This window comes from Sphingopyxis sp., from assembly GCF_035998905.1.
Taxonomy (GTDB): domain Bacteria; phylum Pseudomonadota; class Alphaproteobacteria; order Sphingomonadales; family Sphingomonadaceae; genus Sphingopyxis.
Window position 1 is genome coordinate 213,253 of record NZ_DASYHG010000029.1, and the last position, 16,202, is coordinate 229,454.

General features: G+C 65.9%; 24 protein-coding genes. 10 read left to right on the plus strand and 14 right to left on the minus strand.

Translation table 11 applies throughout. From position 1 onward, the window contains the following. Positions 1–60: 60 nt before the first annotated feature. Complete coding sequence (locus tag VGN62_RS18235; protein ID WP_037515851.1) at positions 61–375, plus strand: sel1 repeat family protein; 315 nt, start codon at positions 61–63, stop codon at positions 373–375. On the opposite strand, the gene VGN62_RS18240 is transcribed toward VGN62_RS18235, so the two are convergent. From VGN62_RS18240 to VGN62_RS18255, 4 genes are read right to left on the minus strand one after another with little or no spacing between them, the layout of a single operon-like run. Next, positions 372–1,523 carry a GNAT family N-acetyltransferase gene (locus VGN62_RS18240; protein WP_327456526.1) on the minus strand — a complete coding sequence of 384 codons (1,152 nt, stop codon included), beginning with the start codon at positions 1,521–1,523 and terminating at the stop codon, positions 372–374. The two genes, VGN62_RS18235 and VGN62_RS18240, sit on opposite strands and share 4 nt — an antisense overlap. A gap of 8 nt (positions 1,524–1,531) precedes the next feature. Next, positions 1,532–1,996: a RidA family protein gene (locus VGN62_RS18245; protein WP_327456528.1), complete on the minus strand. Its 465-nt coding sequence runs from the start codon at positions 1,994–1,996 to the stop codon at positions 1,532–1,534. Positions 1,997–2,011: 15 nt separating this feature from the next. Continuing rightward, a complete protein-coding gene (locus tag VGN62_RS18250; protein ID WP_327456530.1) occupies positions 2,012–2,653 on the minus strand; it encodes an HAD family hydrolase in 642 nt (213 codons plus the stop codon). Next, positions 2,650–2,913 carry a DUF3572 domain-containing protein gene (locus VGN62_RS18255; protein WP_327456532.1) on the minus strand — a complete coding sequence of 88 codons (264 nt, stop codon included), beginning with the start codon at positions 2,911–2,913 and terminating at the stop codon, positions 2,650–2,652. Before VGN62_RS18255 ends, VGN62_RS18250 begins: the two co-directional genes overlap by 4 nt. Positions 2,914–3,003: 90 nt before the next feature. On the opposite strand from VGN62_RS18255, the gene VGN62_RS18260 reads away from it, so the two are divergent. Then, on the plus strand, positions 3,004–3,366 hold the full coding sequence (locus VGN62_RS18260; RefSeq protein ID WP_327456534.1) for a response regulator: 363 nt from the start codon (positions 3,004–3,006) through the stop codon (positions 3,364–3,366). A 54-nt stretch (positions 3,367–3,420) separates the two neighbouring features. Here the strand turns inward: VGN62_RS18260 and VGN62_RS18265 are convergent, their stop codons facing one another. Beyond that, positions 3,421–3,579, minus strand: coding sequence for a hypothetical protein (locus VGN62_RS18265; protein WP_327456536.1), 159 nt, complete (start codon positions 3,577–3,579; stop codon positions 3,421–3,423). 145 nt (positions 3,580–3,724) lie between these two features. Between VGN62_RS18265 and VGN62_RS18270 the strand changes: the two genes are divergently transcribed. Continuing rightward, positions 3,725–4,210: an Lrp/AsnC family transcriptional regulator gene (locus tag VGN62_RS18270; protein ID WP_327456538.1), complete on the plus strand. Its 486-nt coding sequence runs from the start codon at positions 3,725–3,727 to the stop codon at positions 4,208–4,210. A 118-nt stretch (positions 4,211–4,328) separates the two neighbouring features. Here VGN62_RS18270 and rpmG read toward each other — a convergent pair whose 3' ends face one another. The 7 genes from rpmG to VGN62_RS18305 all read right to left on the minus strand — a co-directional run bounded on the left by rpmG (position 4,329) and on the right by VGN62_RS18305 (position 9,782). Next, entirely contained in the window at positions 4,329–4,496 is a 168-nt protein-coding gene (gene rpmG, locus VGN62_RS18275) for a 50S ribosomal protein L33 (RefSeq protein WP_058818055.1), read from the minus strand. A gap of 220 nt (positions 4,497–4,716) precedes the next feature. After that, a complete protein-coding gene (locus VGN62_RS18280; protein ID WP_327456544.1) occupies positions 4,717–5,451 on the minus strand; it encodes an energy transducer TonB in 735 nt (244 codons plus the stop codon). A 146-nt stretch (positions 5,452–5,597) separates the two neighbouring features. Further along, entirely contained in the window at positions 5,598–6,908 is a 1,311-nt protein-coding gene (gltX, locus tag VGN62_RS18285) for a glutamate--tRNA ligase (RefSeq protein ID WP_327456546.1), read from the minus strand. A gap of 33 nt (positions 6,909–6,941) precedes the next feature. Beyond that, positions 6,942–7,145 carry a hypothetical protein gene (locus tag VGN62_RS18290; protein WP_327456549.1) on the minus strand — a complete coding sequence of 68 codons (204 nt, stop codon included), beginning with the start codon at positions 7,143–7,145 and terminating at the stop codon, positions 6,942–6,944. 4 nt (positions 7,146–7,149) lie between these two features. Further along, positions 7,150–7,569 carry a DoxX family protein gene (locus VGN62_RS18295; protein WP_327456551.1) on the minus strand — a complete coding sequence of 140 codons (420 nt, stop codon included), beginning with the start codon at positions 7,567–7,569 and terminating at the stop codon, positions 7,150–7,152. Between the two features lie 15 nt (positions 7,570–7,584). Beyond that, positions 7,585–9,258 (minus strand): NAD+ synthase, encoded by a 1,674-nt coding sequence (locus VGN62_RS18300; RefSeq protein WP_327456553.1) that lies wholly within the window; start codon positions 9,256–9,258, stop codon positions 7,585–7,587. A 32-nt stretch (positions 9,259–9,290) separates the two neighbouring features. Continuing rightward, positions 9,291–9,782 carry a DUF2306 domain-containing protein gene (locus VGN62_RS18305; protein ID WP_327456555.1) on the minus strand — a complete coding sequence of 164 codons (492 nt, stop codon included), beginning with the start codon at positions 9,780–9,782 and terminating at the stop codon, positions 9,291–9,293. A 151-nt stretch (positions 9,783–9,933) separates the two neighbouring features. On the opposite strand from VGN62_RS18305, the gene VGN62_RS18310 reads away from it, so the two are divergent. The 5 genes from VGN62_RS18310 (at position 9,934) to VGN62_RS18330 (ending at position 14,609) form a co-directional block, all read left to right on the plus strand. Continuing rightward, positions 9,934–10,701 (plus strand): LytTR family DNA-binding domain-containing protein, encoded by a 768-nt coding sequence (locus VGN62_RS18310; protein ID WP_327456557.1) that lies wholly within the window; start codon positions 9,934–9,936, stop codon positions 10,699–10,701. A gap of 73 nt (positions 10,702–10,774) precedes the next feature. Continuing rightward, positions 10,775–11,710 carry a ribose-phosphate pyrophosphokinase gene (locus tag VGN62_RS18315; RefSeq protein WP_037515690.1) on the plus strand — a complete coding sequence of 312 codons (936 nt, stop codon included), beginning with the start codon at positions 10,775–10,777 and terminating at the stop codon, positions 11,708–11,710. A 153-nt stretch (positions 11,711–11,863) separates the two neighbouring features. Continuing rightward, entirely contained in the window at positions 11,864–13,408 is a 1,545-nt protein-coding gene (locus tag VGN62_RS18320; protein ID WP_327456559.1) for a phospholipase D family protein, read from the plus strand. 54 nt (positions 13,409–13,462) lie between these two features. After that, positions 13,463–14,242 (plus strand): histidinol-phosphatase, encoded by a 780-nt coding sequence (hisN, locus tag VGN62_RS18325; protein ID WP_327456561.1) that lies wholly within the window; start codon positions 13,463–13,465, stop codon positions 14,240–14,242. Positions 14,243–14,258: 16 nt separating this feature from the next. Continuing rightward, a complete protein-coding gene (locus tag VGN62_RS18330) occupies positions 14,259–14,609 on the plus strand; it encodes a GFA family protein (protein ID WP_327456564.1) in 351 nt (116 codons plus the stop codon). A 28-nt stretch (positions 14,610–14,637) separates the two neighbouring features. On the opposite strand, the gene VGN62_RS18335 is transcribed toward VGN62_RS18330, so the two are convergent. Continuing rightward, entirely contained in the window at positions 14,638–15,045 is a 408-nt protein-coding gene (locus VGN62_RS18335) for a VOC family protein (RefSeq protein WP_327456566.1), read from the minus strand. Between the two features lie 153 nt (positions 15,046–15,198). Here VGN62_RS18335 and rpmI point away from each other — a divergent pair, with 153 nt between their 5' ends. Both rpmI and rplT read left to right on the plus strand, forming a co-directional pair. After that, the gene (gene rpmI, locus VGN62_RS18340; protein WP_106000796.1) at positions 15,199–15,402 is read left to right on the plus strand and encodes a 50S ribosomal protein L35; all 204 of its coding nucleotides are present in this window, start codon (positions 15,199–15,201) and stop codon (positions 15,400–15,402) included. 13 nt (positions 15,403–15,415) lie between these two features. Further along, positions 15,416–15,781, plus strand: a complete 366-nt coding sequence (rplT, locus tag VGN62_RS18345; protein ID WP_093509889.1) for a 50S ribosomal protein L20 — start codon at positions 15,416–15,418, stop codon at positions 15,779–15,781. A 76-nt stretch (positions 15,782–15,857) separates the two neighbouring features. Here the strand turns inward: rplT and VGN62_RS18350 are convergent, their stop codons facing one another. Next, positions 15,858–16,097, minus strand: coding sequence for a hypothetical protein (locus tag VGN62_RS18350; protein ID WP_327456573.1), 240 nt, complete (start codon positions 16,095–16,097; stop codon positions 15,858–15,860). Between the last annotated feature and the right edge of the window lie 105 nt (positions 16,098–16,202).

The following is a 16,202-nucleotide window of genomic DNA, read 5'->3' on the forward strand; positions in this document are numbered from 1 at the left end:
ATAAGTCGCAACTTTGGACCCCGAGGTCTCCATGTGGGGTGGAGGCAAAAGGGGGTTATCATGGCGAACAGTCTGAAGTCTGCCCAATATCTGATCGAGAGCCGTCTGCTCGACGCCGCACGCGGCGACGCCAATGCCTATTTCGATCTCGGTATCGCTTTTTCGACCGGCACCGGCGGGGTCGATGTCGACCTGATCCAAGCGCATAAATGGTTCAACCTTGCCGCGCTCGGCGGCAATATCGAAGGCCAGCAGTGCCGCGCCGACCTGTCCGACGAAATGTCGCGCGATGAAATCGCCGAAGCGCAGCGCCAGGCGCGCGCCTGGCTCGACGAGACGGCGCGCCGTCCCGCCGCGCGCCGCTTCGCGGCCTAATCCGTCCGCTTGAAGGGCGTATGCCCTTCCAGCCATTCCATTTCACTTTCTTCGGCGCGGCGTTCCTGTTCGAGATAATCGGCAACCGCTCGGCGAAAACCCGGATCGGCGATGAAGTGCGCCGACCAGGTCGCAACGGGGCCATAGCCGCGCGCGAGCTTGTGTCCGCCCTGCGCGCCCGCCTCGACGCGGGCGAGACCGCGTGCAATCGCAATGTCGATCGCGCGGTAATAGCATAATTCGAAATGCAGATAGGGGATCTCGACAAGGCATCCCCAGTAACGGCCGTACAGCGTATCGGCGCCGAGGAAATGCAGCGCGCCCGCCACCGGCCGCTCTTCGGCGTCATAGGCGATGAGCAGGACGATCTTGTCCGCCATCCGCGCACCCATCAGGTCGAAGGCTGCGCGCGTCAGATAGGGATGCCCCCATTTGCGCGCGCCCGTGTCCTGATAGAAAAGCCACATCGCGTCCCAATGTTCGGGACGGATCGCGTCGCCCGTCAGCTCCTCGATGCGCAGGCCGTGGACGGCGCGTTGCCGTTCCTTGCGAAGCTGCTTGCGCTTTTGCGAGTTCAGCGTGCCAAGGAAGTCGTCGAAGCTCGCATAACCGGCATTCGCGAAATGAAACTGGATATCGCGGCGGACGAGCCACCCCGCTTCCTCGAACAGCGGCATCTGGTCGGGGGCGACGAAGGTTGCGTGCGCCGACGACAACTGATTCTGCCGCACCACCGCCTCGGCGGCGCGAAGCAACAGCAGTGCGTCGGCCTTGTCCGGCGCCAGCAACCGCGGCCCCGGAACGGGGGTGAAGGGCACCGCAATCTGCAGCTTCGGATAATAGTCGCCGCCCGCGCGCGCCCAGGCGTCGGCCCAGGCGTGGTCGAAAACATACTCGCCCTGACTGTGCGACTTGAGATAGGCGGGGGCGGCGGCGACCAGCGCACCCGCCGCATCCTCGACAAGCAAGGGCGCCGCCTGCCAGCCAGTCCCCGCCCCCACGCTGCCCGATTCTTCGAGAAGCGTCAGGAAGGCGTGGCCGGCGAACGGATTGCCGCCATCGTGGAGCGCATCCCACGCCGCCGCGTCGATCGCGGCGATGCCGGTTCCGAGCGAGATCGTCCGGGCAGGCGGGTCGGCTTCGGCCACCGGATTCCTTAGGCGGGCTTCACCGCGACGATCGCATCGGCCTCAACCGCGGCGCCGAGCGGCAGCACCGCGACGCCGACTGCGGCGCGCGCGTGGCGGCCGGCCTCGCCGAACAGCGCCTCGAACAGGTCCGACGCACCATTGGCGACCTTCGCCTGGTCGGTAAAATCGGGGGCGCTGTTGACGAACACGCCGAGCTTGACGATCCGTTCGACACGCGACCAGTCGCCGCCGAGCGCCTGTCCGATCTGCGCGACGAGCATCAGCGCGACGCGCTGCGCGGCATCCTGTCCGCCCGCAACATCGACATCCTCGCCAAGCCGTCCGGTCACGACCTGCCCGTCGCGGAAGGGCAGCTGGCCGCTGATATGGAGCAAGCCATTATGCTCGACGACGGGCACATAGGCCGCGACCGGCGCGGCGGGTTTGGGGAGTTCGAGGCCGAGTTCGGCGATCTTGGCGGCGATATCCATGCTTATGTCCTTGTCTTAAACCGGTTCGGGGGTCGGGGCGGGGATGTTTTCGGCGAGGCGCGCCAGGATCCAGTCGCGCGCCGCCGTCCAGTCGTCGATGCGCGCATGGGCATATTTCGCCGGTCTGATCTTGTCGGCGATCGCCGGCTCACCGACGAGGTGGAGCCGCCACACGTCGGGCGCGACCTCCGCCACCGACTGGTGATGGCCGGCCAGATCGTCGATGAACACCGCGACCGAGGGCTGATATTCCTCGATCAGGCGCCGCACCGGTTCGCCCTTGCCGCCTCGGCTGCCGATGACCGGTGCATGAAAATCATGCAGCGCAAGCTGGTCGACGCGGCGCTGCTGATGTTCGGGCCCGACGTTGGTGAGCACGACGATATCGGCCTCGGCGCCGATCGCCGCCATCGCAGCGAGCGCACCGGGGATTGGATATTGCCGCGTCATTTCCCGGCGGAAAAAGCCGTCGAGCAGCGGCCACACTTCGGCCGCCTCGAGCGGCGTGCCGCATTCCTTGCGCTTCAACGCGTTCGCGAAGCTCGCATCCTCGATGCGAAAGATCACGCCATGCTCGGCGTCGACCCATTCGGCGAAAGGAACGACCATGTGCATCAGCACCTCGTCGCAATCGGTGATGACGAGCGGGCGGTTCATGTGGCGGTTCCTTCGAGTCTTTGGGCGGCGGCGGCAAGGCTCGCTGGCGGCACCTGCAACGCATCGGCGCAGGCGACAAGGTCATTTTCATGACCGGCAAGAAAAGCAAGGATCGCCGCGAGCGTCGCGCGCTCGCCCAGCGAAGCGCGCAGCTCATCGGGCGCCAGCCCGGTCAGCCCGAGCAGCCGCTCTGCGCGTGGTTCGTCGCCCAATATCCAGCCGAGCGCGTGCAGCGCCAGCGCCTCGTCACCCTCATGCAAAACCCGCTATCCCTTCGTCGCGATGCAATTGTGTCGTGCGGCCGATTCGCCTAAACGGGCCGCGGACGCAAGGTGGGGAACACAAGCAACATGGGCAAGACCATCCTGGTCGTCGAGGATAACGAGCTTAACCTCCGCCTGTTCTGCGACCTGCTCAACGCCCATGGCTATAGCGCGCATCCCGTCCGCGACGGGCGCGACGCGCTGGCGAAGGCGCGCGAAATTGCGCCCGACCTGATCATCATGGATATCCAGCTGCCGCACGTCAGCGGACTCGAATTGATCGGCCAGATGAAGGCCGACCTCACCTTGCGCGCGGTGCCGATCATGGCGGTAACCGCCTATGCGGGGAAGGGCGACGAGGAACAGATCCGCGCCGCCGGAGCCGAAGCCTATGTGTCGAAGCCGATTTCGGTGATCAAGTTCATCGAAAGCGTCGGCGCCTTCGCCTGACGAACCCGACGAACGCCATCCCCGGCCAGCGCCGGGGATGGTGGCCGCCGCGGGTCAGGCCGCGCAGCCGCCCCGATTGGTCCGGAGCACCGTATCCGATGCCGCCGCGGACTTCCACGGCGCGGCATAATGGATCGCCACCGCAGCGGCGGAGGCCCCGGCCACGATATTCCAGAGGCGGCTGATCGGGTTCGATTCGCGATGCTGGGTCATTTTCAGTCTCCTCGACGCAGGCGGCGGGGAGGGAGCGGGCCGGAGGCCATGCCGCTGCGTCACCTGCCTTTTACGTCCGAGCCGATGGCGATTGTCGCCCAAATTGGCCGTGCGAGCGACCAATTTTAGCGCTATAGACCTATATATGCGAAAAATGATCGATCTCGACGATTTCGACCGGCGGCTGCTCGAGCTGGCACGCGCCAATAACCTCGAGCCTGCGCGCGTGCTGGCGGAAAAGGTCGGGCTGTCGCTGTCGGCAGTGCTCCGGCGGTTGCGGCGGCTGCGCGCCGAAAAGGTGATCGTCGCCGATATCGCGGTGGTCAATCCGGCGCTGACCGGATCGGCGCTGACGATGCACGTGCTCGTTCAGATGCAGCAGGCGGGTCCGCAGACGATGGACAGCTTCGCCCGCGACATCGTCCGCCACCCCGAAATCACCGGCGCGTGGGACGTCACCGGCGACGATGATTTCCTGCTCAAGGTCCAGGTCGGCTCGATGGAAGAATATGACGTCTTCACGCGCCGTGCGCTCGGCGAGGACAAGGGCGTCCATTCGTTCAAGACGCTCATCACGATCCGCAACATCATCGAGAATGACGTCGCGCGGCGCCCGCTGCGCGACCGCTAGCGGACCGCCCGGCCAGCCGCGCACGAAAAAGGGCGGCACGCGGCCGCCCTTTGGATCCCCGCTTCCGCAGGAATGACGCATTTTCAAACCGCACGGCAATGCCGCACGGGAAAAGCCATTACTTGATCTTGGATTCCTTGAACTCGACGTGCTTGCGGACACGCGGGTCGTATTTCCGCACCGACATCTTTTCGGTCATCGTGCGCGGGTTCTTTTTCGTGACATAGAAAAAGCCCGTGTCGGCGGTGCTCACCAGCTTGATCTTGACGGTCGTCGGCTTGGCCATGGCCCTGTTCCTCGAAGTAACTGCACATCCGCCGGAGGTCCGATGGATGCGGCGGGACTAGGGCCCCGACGTTGGTGTGAAAAACATGAAAGGGCCGCGCGACGCCGCGCCGCCCTCCAATATCCGGGCGCCTTTGGCGGGATTCGGCCTTTCTGTCAAGCGAAAGGAACGGGCGGACGGCAATATCGGCCGCCCGCCCGGGAGGGGTCTCCTCGCGCCGTCAGGCGTTCTTGATCTCGAAGCGCACCGTCATCACCTTCCAGCTTTCCTCGGCCACCCCGCCGCGCGTCGCGGGCTTGAAGCGCCATTTGGCAAGCGCCCTGCGCTTCGTCTCCTCGAAAAAGCCGGGGCTGTCGGTGCTGACCAGCTCGACCGCCTTCACGCGTCCGTCGGTGCCGATGAGCACGCGCACCTTCGCCACCCCCTCGACCTCGCGGCGCTGCTCGCTCGCCGGATAGTCAGGCTGGAAGGCGCCCGCAAAGCGCGGATCGAGCTCGGCGAACACCAGCTTGGGAAGCGGCGGCGGATCGGCCGGGCGGGCGGGCGGGCCCGGATCGATCGGCGGCAGGTCGACGATCACGGGTCCCTTTTCCACAAAATCATTGGTGAGCGGGGTTGTCTTGACCAGCGGATCGACGCTGTCGGTCGCCGACGACGCCTTCGGCATCGGCTTGGCATCCTCGACCACATCGGGCGGCGGCGGGGGCGGCTTGGGCAGTTCGATGATCGTGCCGATCAGCGGGGTGGTCCGCGGCTTGGACTCCATGACCATCGGCGACAGCGCGACGGCGACAACGAGCGCGACGGGCAATCCCACTGCGAGCAGCGCGGCGACCGGGCGGTGGCGGTTGCCGGTACCATAGCTGTTGCGCGGCAGCAGCGCGGAAGCCCCGGCGGGCGCCGTCGTCGTTTCGGGGGCGGCCATGATGGCCGAAATCAAAGGTATCAGGGTCATGGCATCTCTCCTTGCCTTGATGACCCGGCCCCGCGGCGTTCTGACCGTCGCTATCGGCCAGGTCAGGAATAAGTGATATTATAACATAACTTATCTTGTCAAGCGGATCGGTAGGCAAGTTTTGCCTCGATTGTCGCGGCAAGGATTCAGGCGGCGGACAGCCGCGCGATCGCCTCGTCCTTCGCGACCAGCGGCAACAGCTCGCCCATGTCGGGACCATGGTCGCGCCCCGTGAGCGCGCGGCGCAGCGGCAGGAAGAGTGCGCGCCCTTTCGCACCCGTCGCCTCCTTCACCGCGCCGGTCAGCGCGTGCCAGGGATCGGCGCTCCAGTCGACACCGGGCGCGGCGGCGGCGGCGGCGGCGATCACCGTCCGGTCGGCCGGATCGGCGGGCGGCGGCACGAACGGGCCGTCGAACACCGCCACCCAGTCGGCCGCCTCGGCAACCGTCATCAGGTTCGGCCGAATCGCGTGCCAACGCGCCGCGGTGATCGCGGCCGGCAGGCGGTCGGCAACCGCTTCATGATCGGTGTGGTGCAATATCTTCTGATTGATCAGCGCCAGTTCGGCCTCATCGAAGCGCGCTGGCGCGCGGCCGAAGCGCGCGAAATCAATGCTTTCGATCAGCGGCGCGAGCGAGGTCACCGGCTCGACCGGATCGCTCGTCCCAAGCCGCGCGAGCAAGGCGGCGAGCGCAATAGGCTCGATCCCCGCCTCGCGCAGGCTCGCCATGCCGAGCGAGCCCAGTCGTTTCGACAATTTCCCTTCGGTCCCGACGAGCAGCGCTTCGTGCGCAAAAGCGGGCGGCGCCGCGCCGAGCGCGTCGAACATCTGGATCTGTGCCGCCGTGTTCGACACATGGTCCTCGCCGCGCACGACATGTGTAATTCCCATCGCAATATCGTCGATCACGCTGGGCAGCAGGTAGAGCCAGCTGCCGTCGGCGCGACGTACCACCGGGTCGGACATGGTTTTGGGTTCGAAATGCTGCTGTCCACGAACCATATCGGTCCACTCGATCGGTGCGTCATGGTCGAGGCGAAAGCGCCAGTGCGGCGCGACCCCTTCGGGCACCGGCGCGTCCGCGGACTTGCGTTCGTATACGGGGGGAAGCCCGCGCGAGAGCAGGACCTTGCGGCGGATATCGAGTTCTTCGGGGGTTTCGTAACAGGCATAGACGCGTCCCGCCGTCTTCAGCTTTTCAAACTCAGCCTCGTACAGCGCAAAACGCGCAGACTGCCGTTCCTCGCCGTCGATATCGAATCCGAGCCAGCCGAGGTCGGCGCGAATCGCCTCGACATATTCCTCTTTCGACCGCTCGAGGTCGGTGTCGTCGATCCGCAGCAGGAAACGGCCGCCATGCTTGCGCGCCCACAGCCAGTTGTGCAGCGCGGTGCGGACATTGCCGACATGCAGGGTGCCGGTCGGCGAGGGGGCGAAGCGGGTTACGACGGTCATGCGCGGCGCCTATAACCGCATAATCGCCCGCCGTCAGTTGTCTTCCGCGATCTTGCGGTTCTGGACGATGTGCGCCGCCCAGCGCAGCCCCATGCCGATCACCGACAGGACCGCGCCCGCGACGATCACCCACGCCCACAACCTGTCCTCGCCGGGCGCCGGCCAGGCGGCCCACGCCAGCAACGCCACGCTGACGATCGACAGCGCATAGCCGATCCCGGTGAGCCAGTTCGCCACGCCCTCAGCCTTGCCCGCGGCGCCGCGGCCAATAGGCCCAGGCAATCGCGAGCAGCGCGACGATCAGCAGAACGCTATACTCCATTCCATTACGCCCGCCGCCGACGACGAACCAGCCTGCGGGCAGGTGGACGAGGATCATGCCCAGCGTGAGGATGCCCGCATGACCGAGCGCGGCAAGGCTCGTCCAGCGGCGCGCGAGCATCAGCGCGGGGCCGACGAGTTCGTACAGCGTCACCGCCATCGCCCAGCCATAGCCGAAGGGAAAGCCGAGGCTGTCGAGCCAGGTTCCGAACGGTTCGACCAGCCCCGCTGCGAGCCGATAGGCACCATGGATGAGGATGAGGGTCGCGACGGTGACGCGCAGCGTCTCCAGTGCCATTGCGGCGCGTGGCGCCGGGGCCGCGGGTCCGATCAAAGCCATAGCTCCCCCCTGCCTTTATCCCGTGCGGAACCCGTGGGTAATCGGATAGCGCCGGTCGCGCCCGAAATTGCGGGTCGACAATTTGACCCCCGGCGGCGCCTGCCGGCGCTTATATTCGGCGAGCATCAGCAAACGCTCGATCCGCACCACCGCGTCGCGGTCGAAGCCGTAGCGCTGGACGACATCGTCGACGCTCGCTTCTTCCTCGACGAGCATGTGAAGCATCCGGTCGAGGTCGGCGTAGGGCGGCAGGCTGTCCTCGTCCTTCTGGTCGGGGCGCAGCTCGGCGCTCGGCGGCTTGGTGACGATATTCGCGGGCATCACCGGGGTCACCGGGTTGCGCGACAGGCGCGGGACATGTCCGTTGCGCCACGCGGCGAGCGCGAACACCGTCATCTTGTACGCGTCCTTCAGCGGATTATAGCCGCCCGCCATGTCGCCATAGATTGTCGCATAACCGACGCTCATCTCGCTCTTGTTGCCCGTCGTCAGCAGCATCGGGCCGAATTTGTTGCTGAGCGCCATCAGCGTGACGCCGCGGATGCGCGACTGGACATTCTCTTCGGTGATGTCGACGTCCTTGTCGGCGAAGCTGCCCGCGAGCATCGCGTCGAACGCGTCGACCGCCGCAGCGATCGGGATCGCATCGAGCCGGCATCCGATCATTTCGGCGCAACCCGCGGCATCGTCGAGGCTTTCCTGGCTCGTGAAGCGGCTCGGCAGCATCACGCACCAGACCTTGTCGGGGCCTAGCGCGTCGGCGGCGATCGCGGCGCAGATTGCCGAATCGATCCCGCCCGAGAGGCCGAGCACGACGCCCGGGAAGCGGTTGCGTTCGACATAGTCGCGCAAGGACAGGATCATCGCGCTGTAGATGTCGGCGGGATGCGCTTCCCATTCGGCGATCGCACCCGTCTCGCAGCGCCAGCCTCCGGCGCCTTTCGTCCAGTGCGTTACGCGTTCCTCGGGCTCCCAGTCGGTCAGCCGGTGCGCGGTGGTCCCGTCGCCGTTCAGCACGAACGAGCAGCCGTCGAACACGATCTCGTCCTGCCCGCCGATGCGGTTGAGGAAAATCACCGGCAGCGCGGTTTCGGCGACACGGCTCGCGAACACCTGCGTCAGGCGCCGCTCGTCCTTGTCGATCTCATACGGACTGCCGTTGACCGAAATCAGCAGTTCGGCGCCCTGCCCCGCCAGATGCCGGCAAACCTTCGGCAACCATCCGTCCTCGCAGATCGGCAGGCCCAGCTTTACACCGCGCCATTCGACGATATCGGGGAGCGGGCCGGGGACGAAGACGCGCTTCTCGTCGAAGGTCCCGTAATTGGGTAGTTCATGCTTCCTTCGCGTCGCGACGATTTGCCCGCCATCGAGCAAGGCGACGATGTTGTAGAGCACGTTGTTCCCATATTCGTCCTTGGCGCGCTCGACCGATCCGACGAGCATCGCCGGGCCGCCATCGCCGGTCTCCGCGGCGAGTTCGGCGAGGAGCGTCGTGGCGCGGTCCGCCAGCGCGGGCTTCAGCACAAGGTCCTCGGGCGGATAGCCGATCAGCTGAAACTCGGGATAGAGAATCAGGTCGGCATCCGCATGCCGCGCGCGCACCGCGCGCATCGCGTCGGCGTTGGCGGCAAGGTCGCCGACGACCTGCGTCATCTGCGAAAGGACGATGGAGAGCTTTTGCGTCATGCGGGCGATTTAGGCGCAACCGCCCTGCGCATTCAACCGAAGAGAAGCCCCCACAGCGTGCGCCCGGGCGCCATCGCGAAAAACCCGGCGGCGATCAGTCCGAAAAACACGCCGCGCATGATCTTCATGTGGCGCTCGACCTGCCCCGTCCTCGCGAACCAGATCGCGCGCGGCAACTGGACGATCGTCACCGCCGAAAAGATGTGGATCGGACCGATGCCGCCGGTGATCGTGCGGATCCAGAAGCTGTCGATCGCGGTAACGATCATCAGCAGGACCCAGATGCGCCCGCCGATCCGGTGCGCGGCGTCGCCCTTGCGCTGCCGTCGGAGCAGCCAGGCGCCGAGCGGCAGCGCGGGGACGACCGTCGCCAGATGGATCCAGATCGCCCACGCCGGCGTGCGATAATCCGACGCGCCGCCGAACGAGCGGATAAGGACCGCCAGGATGATGGCAGCGAGGACGAGCAGGGCGATCAGCCCGGCGCGGCGAAGAGGGGCAGTGCGGGACGGTGCGGCGGTCATGGCAAAATCCTGTCGGTTGCAAGTCATGCATTCTCCCCTGCCTGCCCGCCGTTCGCCGGCAATCCGTCCTTCGCAAAAGCGGCGAATTTCTTCGCCAGACCGGCCGCCCGGCCAATTGACGCTTCGTGAAATGGCACGCAAAAGGCGCGACATGGCGAAACGGCTGACGATCGAAATATTGGTGATGGTGGCGCTTGGCCTGCTGGTTGGCCTGCTCGGGCCGTTCGGGACCTTCGCCGCCCCGCCCGCGCAGCGGATGCTCAGCTGGGTGATCTGGCTGCTCGCGGGCTATGCGCTGTTTCGTCCGATCAATATCGCGGCCGGCTGGCTGTGCGAGGCCACCGGACTGCCGCACACTGCGGGAAGGCTCCTCGCCCTTGTCGTCGCCAGCGTGCCGCTGACGCTGCTCGTCACGATGATGGTGACACAGACGGGATTCGCCGACACGCTGCGCTGGCCGGGCTTCTGGACTATGTATCTCTACATCTGCGTCATATCGGTCCTGGCGTCGGTCGTGATGGCGGCGGTCTTTGGTCGAAAAGACGATCGCAGGGCGGCTGTGGTATCCGGAACGCAATCGGACGAACCCGCCGCATCGCCGCCTCCCGATTCGTCGTCGCCGTCGCTGCCCCTGCCGCCAGGATTCGGTCCCGTCTGCGCCCTGAAGGGCGAGGATCACTACGTCCGCGTCATCGGCGAAGCCCGCGAGGAATTGATCCTGATGCGGATGCGCGATGCGATCGAGCGGCTCGGCAATGCCAATGGCCTGCGCGTGCATCGCAGCTGGTGGGTGGGGAAAGAGGCGGTCGCTTCGGTGCGCCGCGACGGCCGCACCGCCATCCTCACGCTCCGTTCCGGCCATGAAGCGCCCGTCGCGCGCGACATGATGCCGCAGCTGCGCGCTGCGGGATGGCTTTAAGCCCTTCCCCTATCCGCCCACGCTGGCTAAGGGGGCGCGCAATCCCACCCCGCGCGAAAGGGCCTTGCACGCCATGAAACTCATCTCCGGCAACAGCAACCTGCCGCTGGCCCGTGCGATCGCGGACTATCTCGAACTGCCGCTGACCGACACCAGCGTGCGCCGCTTCGCCGACGAAGAGGTCTTCGTCGAAATCCATGAGAATGTCCGCGGTCAGGATGTCTTCGTCGTCCAGCCGACGAATTTCCCCGCGAACGACAATCTGATGGAATTGCTGATCATCAACGACGCGCTGCGCCGCGCCTCGGCAAAGCGCATCACCGCGGTCGTTCCCTATTTCGGCTATGCCCGCCAGGACCGGAAGCCCGGCCCGCGCACCCCGATCTCTGCGAAGCTCGTCGCGAACCTGATCACGACCTCGGGCGCCGACCGCGTGCTCGCGATCGATCTGCACGCCGGACAGATTCAGGGCTTCTTCGATATCCCGACCGACAATCTCTACGCCGCGCCGGTGATGAGCGCCGACATCCAGGCGCGCTTTGCGGGCAAGAATCTGATGGTCGTGTCGCCCGACGTCGGCGGCGTGGTCCGCGCGCGCGCGCTCGCCAAGCGCCTCGACAACGCCCCGCTGGCGATCGTCGACAAGCGCCGCGAACGTGCCGGCGAATCCGAAGTGATGAATATCATCGGCGACGTGAAGGGCCGCTTCTGCATCCTGATCGACGATATCGTCGATTCGGCGGGCACGCTGTGCAACGCCGCCGCCGCGCTCAAGGCCGCGGGCGCCGAAGGCGTCGTCGCTTATTGCACCCATGGCGTGCTGTCGGGCGGCGCGGTCGCGCGCGTCGACGCGAGCGAACTCACCGAACTCGTCATCACCGATTCGATCCAGCCGACCGACGCGGTGAACGACAGCAGCAAGGTCCGCGCGCTCACCGTCGCGCCGCTGCTCGGCGAAGCGATCAAGCGCATCGCCGACGAATCGAGCGTCTCCTCGCTCTTCGACTAAGCCCCGCGCCCAATCGACACATTGCCTTGGCGCCGCTTTGCGCCCAGTCTTGGCGCAGGCGAGGCTTGGAGACGCGGCGGGGGCGATGCACGACAATGGCGAATGCGGTTGCCTGAACGGAATCCACGGCGCCGGCGGCGGATCGTCCGGCGCATGATCGGGTCGCTGATCTTCCTGACCGGAAGCTTCGCGCTGCTCGCCATCGCGCTGTGGGCGGCGTTCCCGCTGCCGTCGCTCGACGGCCGGCGCGCCAGTGCAGCCCTCGACGGGCAGGACACCCCGATCGCCGCGGCGATCGCGCCGGTCGCAGCGCGGCACCCGGGGATGAGCGGCATCTATCTCCTCCCCGACGCGCTCGACGCCTTTGCCGCGCGGGTCGAGATGATCCGCGCCGCCCAGCGGTCGGTCGACCTGCAATATTATATCTGGAACAACGACCTGTCGGGGCGCATCCTGCTCGCCGAACTCGTGCGCGCCGCCGACCGCGGCGTGCACGTCCGCCTGCTGATCGACGACAATACCACCGCCGGGCTCGACCCGATGCTGGCGGGCGCCAACGCGCATCCGCGAATAGAGGTGCGCCTGTTCAACCCGCTGACCCTGCGGCGCGTCCGCGCGGCGAATTATCTCTTCGCCTTTCCGCGCCTCAACCGGCGGATGCACAACAAATCGCTGACCATCGACGGCGCGGTGACGATCGTCGGCGGGCGCAACGTCGGCGACGAATATTTCGGCGCCGAACAGGACGGGCTGTTCATCGACATGGACGCGCTCGCGATCGGCGCGGTGCTGCCCGAGGTATCGGCGCAGTTCGACCGATATTGGAATAGCCGTTCGGCCTATCCCGCCGAATTGTTGATCGCCGCCGATCGCGCGAAGCCGATGGCGATGCTACGCGATCCGCCCGAATCGAGCAGCGTGCGCGGGCAGCAATATCGCGAAGCGATCGCCGCGACCGCCTTCATCCGCGATGCGATGGCGCAAACGCTCAACTGGCAATGGACCGACGTCCAGCTGTTCAGCGACGATCCGGCGAAGGCGCTGGGTGCCGAGCCGCCCGAATCGCTGCTCATCAACCGGCTGAAACCGGTGATCGCCGATGCCCGCAGCAGCTTCGACCTCGTGTCGGGCTATTTCGTTCCGGCCAAATCGGGCACCAGTTTGCTGACCGGCCTCGCGCGGCGCGGGGTCGACACGCTTGTCGTGACCAACAGTTTCGCGGTGACCGACGTGCCGCTGGTTCACGCCGGCTATGTCAAGAAGCGCCAGCCCCTGCTCGCTGCGGGGGTCCATCTGTTCGAAGTGCGCCCGGGGCCGAAAGGGCGGGGCGCGGAGACCGCGCATAATGCCACCCGTTTCAGCGGCGGCGGCGAAAGCCTGCACGCCAAGACCTTTGTCATCGACCGGCGCAAGCTGTTCGTCGGCTCGTTCAACTTCGACCCGCGCTCCGCCGAACTCAATTGCGAGATGGGCTTCCTGATCGACAGCCCCTATCTGTCGGGCCTCGTCGCCGACGGACTACGCGAACGCCTCCCCGATCACAGCTATGCCGTGACCCTGTCGCCAAAGGGCAAGCTGCAATGGGGCGATACGGCCGATGGAAGGCAAGGCGTCCTCACCGTCGAACCCGGAACCACCGCCTGGAACCGCACGACCGTGTGGCTGCTCTCGCACCTGCCGATCGACTGGCTCCTCTAGCCTCGCGCCGGCAGGCATGGCATTGGCCTTTGATTGCCACCCATTGGAGCCCCCATGCGCGCCGAAGACATCGCCCTCGCCAACCGCCTTGCCGACGCCGCCGGCGCCGCCATTCGCCCGCTGTTCCGTTCCGCCTATCAGCACGAAGCCAAGGACGACGCCTCGCCGGTGACCGAAGCCGATCGCGCCGCCGAAGCCGCGATGCGCCGCCTGCTCGACGCCGAAGCGCCCCGCGACGGGATTATCGGCGAGGAATATGGCGCCGAACGCCCCGATGCGTCGCGCCAGTGGGTGCTCGACCCGATCGACGGCACCGTCAGCTTCATGGCCGGCCGGCCGATCTTCGGCACCCTGATCGCGCTGCTCCAGGACGGTTGGCCCGTGCTCGGTATCATCGACCAGCCGATCGCCGGCGAACGCTGGGTCGGCGCGATGGGACAGCCCACGCTGTTCAACGGCAAGCCCGCCCGCACGCGCCCCTGCCGCAATCTCGCCGACGCGGTGCTCGCGACGACCGGGCCGCAATATTTCAGCGACCATGACGGCGAGCATTTCATGGCGCTGGCAGCGAAAACGTCGCACAAGCGGATGGTCTTCGGCGGCGATTGCTACAATTACGGCCTGCTCGCCAGCGGGCACATCGACCTCGTCGTCGAAGCAGGGCTGAAGCTGCACGATTTCGCCGCGCTCGCACCGATCGTCGAGGGCGCGGGCGGGACGATGTGCGACTGGAACGGCGACCCGCTGAGCGCCGAGAGCGAAGGCCATGTCATCGCGCTCGGCGACCCCGCACGGCTCGAGGATGTTATCGAAGGCTTGGCCTGCCACCACTGAACGGAGAGGAACCGACATGGCTTTTGAAGGAAGCTGCCACTGCGGCGCGGTGAGCTATAGCGTCGAGGGCGAAATTCCCGATACCGCCATGAGCTGCAATTGCTCGCACTGCCGGCGCAAGGGCTTCCTCCTGACCTTCGTGCCGATCGACCGGTTCCGGCTGGAGAGCGGCGCCGACCAGCTCGCATCATACCGCTTCAACAAGCATAATATCGACCATCAGTTCTGCGCGACATGCGGCTGCCAGAGCTTTTCGGTCGGCACGGGTCCCGACGGGTCGAAGATGGCGGCGGTCAATCTGCGCTGCGTCCCCGCCGCCGACCTCGACGCTTTGAATATCCAAAAGGTCGACGGCGCGAGCTTCTAGAATCGCGGGCGAGTCCGGCGTCGGGATTTTAGGTGACCGGCCCGCCGATCGACCAGATATGGCCGAACGGGTCGGTGACCTGCCCGTAACGCTGGCCCCAGAACTGGTTGTCGAGCGGGAAACGCACCGTCGCGCCCGCCGCAAGCGCCTTTGCCCATGCGGCATCGGCATCGGCCACGTCGAGATGCAGCCCGACCCCCGCTGGCGGCGGTGCCGCGCCGCCCATCATCTCCGGGAAATCGTCATTGAGCATCAGCGACCCGCCGTTCAGATCGAGATGCGCATGCATGACACGCTTGCCGTCGTCGGCCATATGGCACCCGCTTTCGGTGGCGCCGAAGGCGCGGGCGTAGAAATCGATCGCCTCGGCCGCGCGATTGTCCCGGATCGTCAAGTGCGGGACGACGCCTTTCATGGCACAATATTCCTCGCTCATGCGACTCGCTCCCTTTCGAAGGTGGAGCCGCAATTTAGCCTGCTGCGCTTGCATTCCTAAGCGAATCCGTCTAGGCGCGCGCCTTCCGATTGTGTCGGCTGGCTGAAAGGGCTGCCAGGCCGATACGCAAACGGACTTCCAAAGGAGACCAAAATGCCCAAGTTGAAGACCAAGAGCGGTGTGAAGAAACGCTTCAAATTCACCGCCTCGGGCAAGGTGAAGCACGGCGTCGCCGGCAAGCGCCACCGCCTGATTTCGCACAATTCGAAATATATCCGCACCAACCGCGGCACCAGCGTGCTCAGCGATTCGGATGTGGCCCATGTGCGCCTCTGGGCGCCCTACGGCCTGAAGTAAGGAGCGCTAAGGCATGTCACGCATCAAACGCGGCGTCACCACGCGCGCCAAGCACAAACGCGTATTGGAACAGGCGAAGGGCTATTATGGCCGTCGCAAGAACACCATTCGTGTCGCCAAGCAGGCGGTCGAAAAGGCCGGCCAATACGCCTATCGCGACCGTAAGGTTAAGAAGCGGTCGTTCCGCGGTCTGTGGATCCAGCGCATCAACGCCGCGGTTCGCGCCGAGGGCCTGACCTATTCGCAGTTCATGCACGGCGTGAAGCTGGCCGGGATCGAGCTCGACCGCAAGGTCATGGCCGACCTCGCGATGAACGAAGGCGGCGTGTTCACCGCGATCATCGCACAGGCGAAGGCGGCGCTGCCCAAGGCAGCCTGACGCTTTTTCAGCCAATCGAACGAAACAAGGGCGGTCCCGGCGGGGCCGCCCTTTTTCTTTGGGACTTCACGCGTCCTTACTGCGTGCTGTTGCACGCCTGTCCGCTGACGACCGTATATCGCTCGGCCCGTGCCATGCAGGCATTGCTGAACGTCTTGCGCTTTCCACGCTTCACCGCGCAGACCGGCGCATATTCCTGCGTGCAGGCCATCGGCCTTTCGGGACGCGGACGTTCCGGACGCGGCATGTCTTCCACACATCCGGTTGTGAGGAAGACCGTGACAAAACCAATAGCCGATAGTGCAGAAAGTTTCATGGCAACTCCCCTTCGACCCGGCCCCTGCCGGGTTTCGCAATGGTGATCCCCGATCCGGCTGGTTGCAAGCCCCCCGTCGATCGCCCAGACACGGGCCAATCCCGC